The sequence below is a fragment of the Ensifer sp. genome, assembly GCF_031989085.1.
Lineage (GTDB): Bacteria > Pseudomonadota > Alphaproteobacteria > Rhizobiales > Rhizobiaceae > Ensifer.
In genome coordinates this window covers 17,443-29,975 of record NZ_DALZXU010000014.1, presented here as the reverse complement: position 1 = coordinate 29,975, position 12,533 = coordinate 17,443, and the positions used below count along the sequence as shown (strand labels likewise).

Below are 12,533 nucleotides of genomic sequence, written 5' to 3'. Positions count from 1 at the left end.
GGAGAACTTAAAAGAGGAGACTTCCGATGGGTCCTTTTCCCCATGACGCCCCGCCCGCAACGATCACGGTGGAGAACCCGGCCGGTACGGATGGCTTCGAGTTCGTAGAATTCGCCCATCCGGAGCCGGAAAAGCTCGTCGAGCTTTTTACCCGCATGGGCTACAGCCCTGTCGCGAGGCACAGAAGCAAGAACATCACGGTCTGGCGACAGGGCGACATCAATTACATCTTGAATGCCGAACCGGGCTCGCATGCCATGCGCTTCGTCGATGAGCACGGGCCCTGCGCCCCGTCGATGGCCTGGCGCGTCGTCGACGCCAGGCACGCTTTCGACCAAGCGGTCTCCAAGGGCGCCATCCCCTACACCGGCACCGACAAGTGTCTCGATGTCCCGGCGATCGTCGGCATCGGCGGATCGCTGCTCTATTTCGTCGAGACCTACGGCGCCAAGGGATCGGCCTACGATGCCGAATTCGAATGGACCGGCGAACGCAACCCCAAGCCGGAAGGTGTCGGTTTCTATTATCTCGACCACCTGACGCACAACGTCTATCGCGGCAACATGGACAAGTGGTGGGCCTTCTACCGCGAACTGTTCAACTTCACCCAGATCCACTTCTTCGACATTGACGGCCGCATCACCGGTCTCGTCAGCCGCGCAATCACCTCGCCCTGCGGCAAGATCCGCATTCCCTTGAACGAATCCAAGGACGATACGAGCCAGATCGAGGAATATCTGCGCAAGTACAAGGGCGAAGGCATCCAGCACATCGCGGTTGGCAGCGATGGCATCTACGACGCCACCGACAAGCTGTCGGAAAACGGCCTGAAGTTCATGCCCGGCCCGCCGGAAACCTACTACGCCATGTCGCACGACCGCGTGCACGGCCATGACGAGCCGATCGAGCGGATGAAGAAGCATGGCATCCTGATCGACGGCGAAGGCGTGGTGAACGGCGGCATGACCAAGATCCTGCTGCAGATCTTCTCCAAGACGGTCATCGGGCCGATCTTCTTCGAGTTCATCCAGCGCAAGGGCGACGAAGGCTTCGGCGAAGGCAATTTCCGCGCCCTGTTCGAATCGATCGAGGCCGACCAGATCCGTCGCGGCGAGCTCGGGCCGCAGGCGGCCGAGTAGCCCGGCCAGCGTCTCCGCGTGACCGCGGTGGGCGCTTCGACCAGACAAAAGCCTCTCGCCGACGGCGAGGGGCTTTTTTCATTGGGGCACCGTCACACCCGGTTCAGTTGGTGGCGTCGGTGACCACGCGCCAGTTCGGCCGGCCGAGATCGTGCGGCCAGTCATGCACATCCCGATCGTTGAAGTAGACCACTTCGGCAAGGTTCGGGAAATCCGGGTCGGGCTGCGTCGCAGCGTCGATCCATGGCTGCATGTAGGTCGTGCTGCCCTGCCACCCCATTTCCGCGACCCAGATCGGTTTGTGGTATTTGGCGACGAGATCGTAGCCGGGTTTCAGAGCCTGTTTGAAGGTGTGCGGCCCGCCATATTCGATGGCATCATATGGCTCGAGACCGAAGACGGAAAGACCGACCAGGTCGACATAATCGTCGCCGGGATAGTATTCGCCAAGGTTTGGGAGCCCCTTGGGCGACCACATGAGCTGCACGTTGGGCACGCGCTTGCGCACGATATCCATCGCATGCTTGTAGGCCTGGACATAATCCTTCGGCGCCCACCCGGCCCAGGAGAAGCGTCCGGATGTGTCTTCCATTTCCTGGCCCCACCGCACGATCACCGGGCTCTTCATTTCCGCCAGCATGTCGGCGATCGCCTCCATGTTGGCATCGTATTCGCCTCTGAGCATGCGATCGCGCAACTGCGTCGGGGACAATTTCCAGTCGAGCGACCACGACCAGGGCTCGATGGTGACGAGCAGCTTGCGCTTGCGCTGCAGCGCATAGGCGTCAGCCATGCGCAGCGATTCCAGGTCGACGTCTTCCCATGGCAGGAACAGATGCTCGGTTGCGACATCGGTCTGGTCGCCGAAATCGCCATGCGGGTCATAGGCTCCGAACCGCGGTCCTCCGGGGTGGATGACCGGGCGCTTGTCGGCGAGCGTCTGTTCCTGACCTGCCTTGGCGTTGGTAACAAGATCGGCTTTCTCCTGTGCCAGCGCCGAGACCGGAGCGGCGCCAGTCCCCAGATGAAGGGCAAGTGCCGTGCAGAGGGCGAATGCCAGTTTGCGTTTCATGTCATCCTCCAGTGGCGTTGCGGCTGCTTTTCTTGACCAGGAACTGATCTTTCAAGCGCAACGCCTTTTCCGTGATCCCGTCGGAAGCGACGAGTTTCCCGTATTCGTCATCAGGTTTCGGTTTGGCATGCTTGAAGACATACCACTCGCCGTTCGGCACGCGCCGCTGGTAGATCGTGTCTCCGATCCGGCTGTGGCCGAAGCAGGTGCGCGCCGGACCGGAGCCGTCGGCCGCCGTCCATCGTGCCTGCATGCACAACATGCCGAGATCGCTGACATACCAGTTGCCCTCGGCGAACGAGCGCTTGCCCTTGTCGTCGACGAAGGCGACCAGCTTGCGATCATGCGCGGTAAAGCGGGCGCCGCCCGTGGGCCATTGCCAGGTCTTATTGCGGTAGAGCGAATAGACCTCGTAGGCGCTCAAGGGGACCGGCTTGATCTCCATTTTTGCCCTCGCAGGCTGGGCGCCGGTGTAGGCCGCAAAGGCTGCGAGAGGCAGCAGAAGCGGCAGAAGCAATACATTCATGGACCGTTTCATCTCTTTTTCTCCTCGCTTGAGGGTCGATGCCGTGGCGGGGCTGACAGCGCTGCGGTTACAGCGATGCCTGAAGGCGCCCGACCTTGGTTGCCACCCTCGTCTCCTTCACCTCCGGCACGCCGGAGCCTTTCCGCTGTCCGTTTGTCCCGGACGACGAAAACCCTTTCCATTTCAACTGGAACCTTACGACCCTGAGGTCCGAGCCACCCTGCCCGGCACCGGCGACCGAAAACTTCGCTTCGGTCAATCCGACGAAGCCGAGCCCCTGCGACAGCGCTTCGGTCGCCTCTGCACCGTGGCGCACGGCCGACTGTCCCGACAGGACCGAGATGACCACGAGGCAGCAGCCGGTCAGCGCTGTCATCGCCGTGCGCGGCACCAGGGCCAACCGGTTTTCGCGCGCATGCTGGACATGGATGGTTGCGGCAAGCCCGGCGTAGGTGAGCGCGTTGATGCCGGCGAAGATGTAGAAGCCCCGCGCCGTCCCGGCGTCGGTGACAAGCCACAGCGCAAGCGCGGAAGCGAGCGCCAGCACGAGATAGGGCATCATCACGCGCAGCGGCAGCGGTGCCGCCGGCCCCGTGCCCTTGGGCGTAATGCGGAAATCGACGAAGGAGCCACTGACGTGATCGCGCACGGCCGCCAGGCACCCGAGCAGCGACCACGGCCAGCGGGCGAAGAGAAACAGCATGCCCTCCCAGCTCAGCACGCGGGCATCATAGGGGCGGAAAGTGCCGGTCGAGCGCCAGAAATAGGCAAGCCCGATCAGAATAAGCGACAGCGGCGCGAAGTGCAGCACGAAATCCGGATAGGTGGCGGCAACGAAGCTGCGCCCCATAGCCAGCGCCATGATCGGCAGCGCGAACATCAGCGCCATGAACAGCGAGAACAGCGGATACCAGAGCTGCGAGAACACGAACTGCAGCTTCAGCCGCATCGGCAACCGTGGCACGTAAATCGGCGAATACTTGAGCAGGATCGTCACCAGGCTGCGTGACCATTGGAACTCCTGGATGACGAGATCGGCAAAGGTAGCGGGACCGTCGCCATGCGCGATCGCGTGAAGCGCGTGCACGCCCTTCCAGCCGCCGGCGTTCATCAGAAGCGTCGTCGAATGATCTTCGGCAAGCTCCGGCCCTAGTCCGCCGACTTCCCTCAGCGCCCTGGTGCGCACCGCATAGTGCGAGCCAATGCAAAGCGGCGCCCAGCCGTTGTTGTAGCCGGCCTGCAACGAGCCGTGCAGGCTGGCCTCGGCATGAAGCCGACCGCGTGCGGACCAGCTGCGTTTCGCATTGGCATCGCAGATGCTCGGCGCCGAGACGTAGCCGACATCAGGGTCGTTGAACGGCCGCAGCACTTCGACCAGGTAGGTCGGCTCGGGCACGTGATCGGCATCGAACTGCGCGACGAAATCGTAGCGATCATAACCGTAGTGATCGTAGAAATAGGCAAGGTTCCCCTCCTTGCAGCGGGTCCGTCGCGGCCACATGGCGCGGTGGTAGTCCGCGACACCCTTGCGCGTCGAAATGAACACGCCCTGGGCTGCGCACCAGTCGATCGTTTCGGGCGTCGGATCCTCGTCCGCAAGCCACACGTCGTAGTCGCAGCCGATCTGGTCGAGCATCGCAAACAGCGTCTTGCGCACGACGGCAAAGGGTTCCGACGGCGCCTTGGTCACGACCATGGCGACCCGGCCTTCGGGGATGCCCCGATCGGTTTTCGCTGCCACCTTGGCGCCTGCGAAGATGAAGATGAAATAGGCCGGCAAAAGCGTGATCCAGCCCATCACGATCGTGATCATGACGTAGGACGGCCAATGGATGACGTGGGCCGGATCGAGCCACCATGCCCAGAAATAGAGGAACGCCGAAAGCCAGGACAGGATGCCCAGGCCGTTGACCATTCTCATGCGGGTCGAAAACAGCGAGACCAGCCGGGTCTCCGGGGCGCCTGGCATTGCGGCGCTGCTGGTGGGCGACGAGGGGGCGCGCGTTTTGCCGATCATGACCGCACCTCCAGCCCGAAGCCGGGGGCTGCCGTCCTGATGATGGTTGCGATGTCGGACAGCGCCGGCCGGAACCCGAGGATCTGGCGGGCACGGGCGGTGTCGGCGTAGAGCACCGGCGGATCGCCGGCCCGCCTTGCCAGCAGCTGCACGGGAACGCGCCTGCGGGTTACCTGGTGGACAGCGTCGATCACCTGGCGAACGGAGGTGCCATGGCCCGAGCCCAGATTGGCCTTGAGCGGCGCGCCGCCGTTGCCGAGATAGGTGACGGCGGCGACATGGGCCTCGGCCAGATCCATCACGTGGATGTAGTCGCGGATGCATGTGCCGTCTGGCGTGTCGTAATCGTCGCCGAAGACATCGAGGCGATCGACCAGGCCGGCCGCGGCCATCAATGCCCTCGGGATCAGATGGGTTTCGGGATCGTGCCGCTCGGTCAACTGCCCCTCGGGATCGGCACCGGCGGCATTGAAGTAACGAAGTGCGACGGAGCGCAAGCCGTATGCCCGCGCGTAATCCGCCAGCATCAACTCGATCATCAGCTTCGTGCGTCCATAGGGATTGACCGGAAGCTGGACCGTGTCCTCGGTGATCGGCAGGTTCGGCGGCACGCCGTAGGTGGCGCAGGTGCTGGAAAAGACGATGCGGTCGAGCCCCGCCTCGCGGCACGCCTCCAGCAACGAAACGCTGCCGGCGACATTGTTCCGGTAGTATTTTCCGGGATCCTCGACGGATTCTCCGACATAGGCGGATGCAGCGAAATGGATCAGGCATTCCGGCCTGAAGGTCCGGATCGCCTCGACGATCCGGCCTGTGTCTTCAAGACCCGCCTCGACCAGCGGTCCCCAGCGGACATTGGTGCGATGCCCCGTTGAAAGATTATCGTAGACAACGGGAAGGATGCCGGCCTGAGCCAGGCGCTTGCAGGTGTGGCTGCCTATGAAGCCAGCTCCGCCGGTGACGAGAACGACGCGCGACATATCATACCGCCTCTCCCGCCACGGCGAGATTGGGCGTGCCGAGGCGATGATCGAAGTAGGTGATGGCGCGTTGCAGCCCTTCGCGAAGCGCGACCCTTGGCGCCCAGCCAAGCTCGGTCATCGCCTGGGAAATATCCGGCCGCCGTTGGCGCGGATCGTCGACGGCCGCTGCGCGATGCACGATCCGTGACCGCGAGCCGGTCATCGCACGGATCATCTCCGCAAGCTCCAGAACCGTGAACTCGCCGGGATTTCCGAGATTGATCGGTCCGATGCAGCGATCGTCCGCAATCGACAGCCGCAGGAACCCCTCGATCAGATCGTCGACATAGCAGAAGGAGCGCGTCTGCTGACCGTCGCCATATATCGTCAGGTCCTTGCCGAGCAGCGCCTGCACCACGAAGTTCGAAATGACCCGACCATCGTCCGGGCGCATGCGCGGACCATAGGTGTTGAAGATCCGGGCGACCTTGATCTTCACCCCATAGGTGCGGTGATAATCGAAGAACAGCGTTTCGGCGGAGCGCTTGCCCTCATCGTAGCAGGCGCGCGGCCCGATGGGATTGACGTTGCCGAAGTAGTTTTCGCGCTGCGGACTGTGCAGGGGATCGCCGTATACTTCCGAGGTCGAGGACTGCACCACAGTCGCGCCGGTGGCGCGAGCGTTTTCCAGCACGTTCATGGCGCCGAGCACATTGGTCATCAATGTTCCCACCGGATCGGCCTGGTAATCCGGCGGCGACGCGGGTGAGGCAAAATTGAAGATCACATCCACGTCGAAGAGAAAGGGCTTGCGCACGTCGTGCTCGACGATGTGGAAGCGGCTCATCTCCATCAGGTGGGAAAGGTTTTCTCGCCGACCGGTCGAGAAGTTGTCGAGGCAAACAACGCTGTGCCCCAGAGAAAGAAGTCTTTCGCAAAGATGTGACCCGAGAAATCCGCCGCCGCCGGTCACCAGTATGCGCTTGGGAATGCCCGATACTTTCTTCAGAAAATCCCGGCTGCCGACAACCGCCAGGTCACCACGACCAACCTTACGCATTACACACCTCCAATTATTATACACACCATTGCATCTGGTGATTGGAGACGAGCCATGATTGAAAAACTAAAATAAAAAAATCTTCTTTATCAAGAATTCAAAACACAACCCGACATTTGAAAAATATAAACAAGAAGAACCACGAATTCTTCTTCAGGAAATATGCACTACTGATTAGCAAATAATTAATTAGTAGTCAATATAAACTCGTGTACCACTTCTGGATATTGATAATAACAATTAGCACTCAAAACAAATGACGGCGAACTACAAAACAAAGATTAGACATAGTTAATTACAAGGTGACATTACCGAAATATCACCTACAAAGCCGTCGCCAATACTGGCACCCTGGCAAACCAGCCGGATCGAGAGCGACAGAAAGCCGCCTGTCGGCGGCGACAGCCACCGACATCCAGCACCACACCCGAGGTGCGCATCGACGTAAATCCCGTTCAGCGCCGCGCGTCAGACATGGCGGGCGACAGACGCTTCAACGCTAGCAACTTGCGCCAAGGCAAGCCGTCTCCGGACATGCAGCACTGATCAGAAGCGCCCGAAACCACTGGACGCACCAGACCGCCGCCGCTCAAGCCTGACGGCCGGCGGCGAGCACTTGCAAATGGCAGCCAGCCCCTCGCCGGGTCAATTCTTCCAGCGCGGCGAAAATGCTCCTGCCGCGTGGTCGGAATCCGCATCGGTGGTAAAATATCGCGATGCAGCTTCGGTCCGGTTTCGCACGTTCATCTTCTTGTAAATGTTGCGAACATGAACCTTCACGGTGTTTTCCGACAGCCCGAGGCGATCGGCGATGATCTTGTTCTGGGTGCCCATGCAGATCAGATCGAGGATCTGCACTTCGCGGGTTGTCAGCCCGCCCAGACTGGCCTCGCGCCGGCGCTTTCCGCCATTGGCGTATGCAGCGGCATCGGGCGCCTCGGCCTGGCGGCCGTAAGGCTTGCTCTGCTCGAAGGGGTCCACCGACAGTCGCCGTAACAGTGCCGCCGGAAAATGCTCGCCGCCCTTCATCAGCAGATCGATCGCCGCAAGGCAGACATCGAGATGCAGATTGAGAGGAAGGACGCCATGGATCAGCCGCTCTTCGACGAACCCGGCGATCGACGGGTCGAGCTCTTCGGCGTGATCCACAACCAGCCCGATCGAGGCCTTGGGATGAAATTCGTGAATCGTCCGCAGGATTGTTGGGAATGTCTTTGCGGACATGCGGTACAGCATGATCAAACTGACATCGACGAGATTACCGTCGAGCAAATTGTCGGGGTCGGATAGACTAACGACGTCATGTCCAGGGAACCGGGCACCGACCGCCTGCATCAGGCACTCGGCGAACAGATCGATCTTGGCAAGCATGACAATCTTTTTCTTTTGAGACAAAGACTTGTTGTTATCTTCAAAATCGCCCACGTTATGGCCTTCAGGATGCATTACGCCCTCCTCGGGTTTTCCCATTTATTTTTATGGGTGCGCCAGCCTGACTCGGAGTTACGCCCACCTCAGCAAATGTATTCATGACCATTAAAAGCGCGAACCTTCCCCACAGACAGAAAATTCGCACTAGCTAATGTATCTCAAAGCCAGAAGGGGTGGAACAACCCAAAAGGATTAGAGCCCCTCCAGAATTCCCCTTAAATCGTTCTAATTAGAACCATCTTTGGGCTATTCCTTAATCAAATGTATAACAAGACCGTATTCAAAGCGCCGAGCGAGGCCTAACCCCGCTCTCCTCAGCCCGCTACAGGCCGCATATTTTCGGCCTGACCTTGATCCGGACGCCTATCCGGGACGCTGTGTGCACCCGACAACTAGCTTGGCGTCGCGCTGCCCATCGCCAGAATACCTAACAATACTTCCTAATAGCTACCTTCTGGGAGTAAGCATCCCATTGCACGGCCGGCGTGGCAAGAGCCCGCTGGCTCTTGCAGGCAAAGTTCGCAGCTCGAACAAGCAGCCTGGCATCTGGGTTTTTCCAAAGATTAACAAAATCTTACCTTCGGAAAAACCTGCCAAAACTGCGAATAATCCGCCCAGAAAAGGGCTTACTAGCTCCAATTGATGTCTATCGCCTCAACCTGTTCAGCGCCACACTCCCCCTATCGCACTTGAGTTTCGTGCGATCCGTGCCTGGAAACTGTGTGTGCGTTCTGGCCCGGGGACCGTGTGAATGCGTAAGCGTAACAAAGCGTACTTCAGTATTAAAACAACGCCAATATCACACGTAATGATTGAGCGCAGGATTTAACCTGCCACCATGACATATTTAAAATAACACTGAAATATATCGAAACCCGACAGATGAATATCCCGCGGGACCATCATCTGAACTTCAAAAAGAGCCAGCTCCGGATAAAAACCCCATATAGATGTAGGGGTTTCGGTGCTGGCTCCTTCTCAGGAGGAGAACCAAATGTCCGCACTTCTCGACGATAGCATCAAGGCCGATGATGATCTCAAAGTCGGCGCTCTCGCCGATGGGCTGGCAACCAGTGCCGCCAATGACCTCAACGTTGACGACGGCTCGACAAGCAACGTTGGCATTGCCAACGGCAACGATCGCAACAACTACACCGACAGTTCGCAGGACAACGACACCCACATCAAGACGGATGTCGACACCGACATCAAGACGGAAGCCAACGAAAACGGCGACAACCGCAACAACTACACCGACAGCTCGACCGACTACGATTACGACTACAATTACAAGGACAACAGCCGGGTCGACACCGATATCGACCAGAAGGAAAATGGCGACAACCGCGATAACTCCTATTCGTGGGATTACGACAGCAAGGTTATCACCAAGACGGATGTCGATACGGACATCAAGACCGAAGCCAACGAGAACGGCGACAACCGCAACAACTATTCGTCCTCCGACAACGACATCATCAGCAAATCGGACGACGATTTCGCCACGCTCAAGGACGTCAAGGATTTCGACAATCTCGGCATCGCCGGCGGTGACCTCACCTTCAATCTCGGCGACGACTTCTCGTTCAACCTGAACGTCGACAACATCCTGAACGGCGCGCTCGGGGGCGCTGGCAACAACACCGGCTTCAGCGTAGTCCAGGCCAACAATCTTGCCGATCAGGACTCCGCCTACGACTTCAAGATGAACAACGCTGACGCAAACAACGACCTGCGCGCCGATGGCGGGCACTCGGATGGCGGCGACGGCCTGAATTTCGACACCAAGTCGGATTGGGACCTGAGATCCGGCGAAGGCATTCATGGCACGACCACATCGGACTCGTCTGCAATCCTGGCAAATTCCGGCTTCCATCAGGAAATCGTCCAGGGCGCAAACCTGGTCAGCAATGCGGTCGATGTGAGCGTCATCGGCGGCAATTCGCACACCACCGATGTTGGGCACGACAGCGACGGCTGATCGATCGACGTCAAGAGCAAAGCCTGCACCGGCCCCGCACGGCCGGTGCAGTCGCGGAAACTTGATTTCGGATCGGTTCGTTTCTTTTACCTGGGCATGACCGCCCAGGCCCACCGAAGTCTCCCTTTGATGCGGAAAAAAGGGAAGGATCGGCACAATGCATTCGGAAAAGATCAACGAGATTGTTGCCCATTTCATCGGCATGTTCGATGCCGATATCGATGAAGCACGGCTGAGGCAGAAGCTGCTCGAGGGCGGCGAGATCAAGGAAGCGGCGCACCAGGTCGAAGACGGCGAAACCAGGTCGGCCGATTTCACGTCCCCCTTCCAGTTGACCGACTACGATCCCGAGGTGCTTTACCGGGCGCCCGCCAACGATATCGCCGACGTCGACCTGTTCGGACGGATCCGCGGTTTCGGCGATCATTTTGCCGATGCCGTCGCCCAGTTCGGCCATGCCGCGGCGGTGAAGCTGTTTGCCGGTTCCGCACAACCGTTGAGCGCACCTGTCGAGGACAAGCTGGTCGTCCATGACGGGCCCGGTTCCGTGATCGCCCATGTCGTGCAGGCCAATATGGTGCGCGACGACGACACGTTGAACACGACCGATTCCGACCTTGTCCTGCGCGACACGAGCTATGTCACCTACAAGCTCGCCGAATTCGCCGAGGAAGCGACCGAAGCCACCCCCTTTGCGCATTACACCCGCGTCGATACGTTCGAGGGGCTGTCGAAGATTGCCGCCGAAGTGTCCGATTACGCTGCGGCGACCCGGCAGCCGCCGGCACCGGATCCGGTTGCCACAAGCGACCTCGTCGAGAATGCGGCACAGGATCCAGCAGCAGCCACGCCAGCCACGCAGGCGGTCGAACCGGTTTCTTCCGATGACGTCATCGTTCTTCCCGAAACCGTATCTCCCGACACCCTGCCAATCGATGACCAAGGCAATTTTGCCTTGTCCGCCGACAGCATCGAGGGCGTCTATGTCAACGGCAGCCGTGTCGACGAAGCGCCGGTTCTCGCCGACTTCTTGCCCGATCGCGGCCTGGCACAACCGGTCGCAGAGCCCAAGGGCAGCGACGGCCCCTTGCAGGAGCAAGACAGCAAGAGCGGCAACTCCGTCTACGTCGAAGCCGGCGCCAACATCGTCGCCAATATCGTCAGCATCGTCGAAACCGGCATTATCGCGCCGGTCACGGCCGTGATGGGCAGCTACCACCAGATTGACGTCATCTCCCAATCCTACGCCTATGCCGACAACGACAGGCTGGACCGGGTCTTGAGCGAAAACTCGGCTGAGGCCGCCTCGCGCACTGTGGCGATGAACATCGCCAATTTCGGTCGCGAGACCTTTCACTCCTCGTCTTCCGACGGCGATGGCGACGCGGCGAAATCCTCGATCTTCCCGAACGCCTGGCGGGTCAGCACGATCGAGGGTGACGTCTCATTCGTCCACTGGGTCGAGCAGTACAATTTCCTGAACGACAACGACACGGTGACCGTGACCACCAGTGGCGTCCAGACAACGGCGCTGACCGGCGGCAACGTGGCGATCAATCTCGCTTCGTTCCTCGGCCTTGGCGATCAGTACGATCTGGTGATCGTCGGCGGCAAGGTGCTTGACGTCAACATGATCACCCAGGTCGCGGTGTTCTACGACAACGACCATATCAGCGGCATCGCCGCCGGCAACGGCATGACCGTGAATGCGAGCGGGAACCTCATCTGGAACCAGGCATCGATCCAGAATGTCGGATCGAACGATCGCTTCGAAGCCATGCCGGATTACATCCAGAAGGCCGTCGACAACATCAACGATCGTGTCAACGAACTGCCTACGGGCTTTTCGCACGACCTCAATTTCCAGGGCTATGCGGGCCTGAACGTTCTCTACATCACCGGCAACCTCTTCGACGTCAACGTCATCAAGCAGGTTAGCATCCTGGGCGATGCCGATTCCGTCAGTTACGTCGCCAGCAAGATCCTCGCCGACAATCAGGGCGCCGATATTACCATTCACACCGGCGCAAACGCCGTCATCAACAGTGCCCAGATCATCGATTACGACACTTTCGGCCACACGACCTATGTCGGCGGCCAGGTCTATTCCGATGCCATCCTGATCCAGGCCGGGCTCGTCGATCACGATACCAACAACCATGACGTGACGCCCAAGGGCGACCGTCTCGCCAACGAAGTCATCGCCTTCATCGGCGACGACGACGCGCCTTCCCATCCGACCGAAACAGTAATCGACGCCGGCCATGACATGTCCTGGTCGAACGGCCAGTGGAACGACGTGATGCACACGGTGCTGACGTAACAAGAACCATAAAAACCCAATG

9 protein-coding genes are annotated in these 12,533 nt (G+C 59.6%); 3 read left to right on the top strand and 6 right to left on the bottom strand.

The genetic code is table 11. From position 1 onward, the window contains the following. The first annotated feature begins 26 nt into the window (after window positions 1–26). Entirely contained in the window at window positions 27–1,139 is a 1,113-nt protein-coding gene (gene hppD / locus RTP54_RS29840; protein WP_312367635.1) for a 4-hydroxyphenylpyruvate dioxygenase, read from the top strand. 103 nt (window positions 1,140–1,242) lie between these two features. On the opposite strand, the gene RTP54_RS29835 is transcribed toward hppD, so the two are convergent. From RTP54_RS29835 to RTP54_RS29810, 6 genes are all read right to left on the bottom strand, one after another. Further along, window positions 1,243–2,211 (bottom strand): glycosyl hydrolase, encoded by a 969-nt coding sequence (locus RTP54_RS29835; RefSeq protein ID WP_312367633.1) that lies wholly within the window; start codon window positions 2,209–2,211, stop codon window positions 1,243–1,245. A gap of 1 nt (window position 2,212) precedes the next feature. Then, on the bottom strand, window positions 2,213–2,737 hold the full coding sequence (locus RTP54_RS29830) for a DUF995 domain-containing protein (protein WP_112815994.1): 525 nt from the start codon (window positions 2,735–2,737) through the stop codon (window positions 2,213–2,215). Between the two features lie 67 nt (window positions 2,738–2,804). Beyond that, the gene (locus RTP54_RS29825; protein ID WP_312367681.1) at window positions 2,805–4,706 is read right to left on the bottom strand and encodes a glycosyltransferase family 2 protein; all 1,902 of its coding nucleotides are present in this window, start codon (window positions 4,704–4,706) and stop codon (window positions 2,805–2,807) included. Between the two features lie 44 nt (window positions 4,707–4,750). Then, window positions 4,751–5,734, bottom strand: a complete 984-nt coding sequence (galE, locus tag RTP54_RS29820; RefSeq protein ID WP_112833515.1) for a UDP-glucose 4-epimerase GalE — start codon at window positions 5,732–5,734, stop codon at window positions 4,751–4,753. A 1-nt stretch (window position 5,735) separates the two neighbouring features. Next, window positions 5,736–6,776 carry a UDP-glucuronic acid decarboxylase family protein gene (locus tag RTP54_RS29815; RefSeq protein WP_312367631.1) on the bottom strand — a complete coding sequence of 347 codons (1,041 nt, stop codon included), beginning with the start codon at window positions 6,774–6,776 and terminating at the stop codon, window positions 5,736–5,738. A 645-nt stretch (window positions 6,777–7,421) separates the two neighbouring features. Then, window positions 7,422–8,222 carry a helix-turn-helix transcriptional regulator gene (locus RTP54_RS29810; RefSeq protein ID WP_112811978.1) on the bottom strand — a complete coding sequence of 267 codons (801 nt, stop codon included), beginning with the start codon at window positions 8,220–8,222 and terminating at the stop codon, window positions 7,422–7,424. A 979-nt stretch (window positions 8,223–9,201) separates the two neighbouring features. Here RTP54_RS29810 and RTP54_RS29805 point away from each other — a divergent pair. Continuing rightward, window positions 9,202–10,188 (top strand): fibrinogen-binding protein, encoded by a 987-nt coding sequence (locus tag RTP54_RS29805; RefSeq protein WP_112811977.1) that lies wholly within the window; start codon window positions 9,202–9,204, stop codon window positions 10,186–10,188. A gap of 157 nt (window positions 10,189–10,345) precedes the next feature. Beyond that, window positions 10,346–12,511 carry a hypothetical protein gene (locus tag RTP54_RS29800; RefSeq protein ID WP_312367629.1) on the top strand — a complete coding sequence of 722 codons (2,166 nt, stop codon included), beginning with the start codon at window positions 10,346–10,348 and terminating at the stop codon, window positions 12,509–12,511. Window positions 12,512–12,533 lie beyond the last annotated feature (22 nt).

Bases quoted from the DNA above. Each gene is read 5' to 3' on its own strand.
- hppD (WP_312367635.1), top strand. From the start codon at position 27: ATGGGTCCTTTTCCCCATGACGCCCCGCCCGCAACGATCACGGTGGAG.
- RTP54_RS29835 (WP_312367633.1), bottom strand. From the start codon at position 2,211: ATGAAACGCAAACTGGCATTCGCCCTCTGCACGGCACTTGCCCTTCAT.
- RTP54_RS29830 (WP_112815994.1), bottom strand. From the start codon at position 2,737: ATGAATGTATTGCTTCTGCCGCTTCTGCTGCCTCTCGCAGCCTTTGCG.
- RTP54_RS29825 (WP_312367681.1), bottom strand. From the start codon at position 4,706: ATGCCAGGCGCCCCGGAGACCCGGCTGGTCTCGCTGTTTTCGACCCGC.
- galE (WP_112833515.1), bottom strand. From the start codon at position 5,734: ATGTCGCGCGTCGTTCTCGTCACCGGCGGAGCTGGCTTCATAGGCAGC.
- RTP54_RS29815 (WP_312367631.1), bottom strand. From the start codon at position 6,776: ATGCGTAAGGTTGGTCGTGGTGACCTGGCGGTTGTCGGCAGCCGGGAT.
- RTP54_RS29810 (WP_112811978.1), bottom strand. From the start codon at position 8,222: ATGCATCCTGAAGGCCATAACGTGGGCGATTTTGAAGATAACAACAAG.
- RTP54_RS29805 (WP_112811977.1), top strand. From the start codon at position 9,202: ATGTCCGCACTTCTCGACGATAGCATCAAGGCCGATGATGATCTCAAA.
- RTP54_RS29800 (WP_312367629.1), top strand. From the start codon at position 10,346: ATGCATTCGGAAAAGATCAACGAGATTGTTGCCCATTTCATCGGCATG.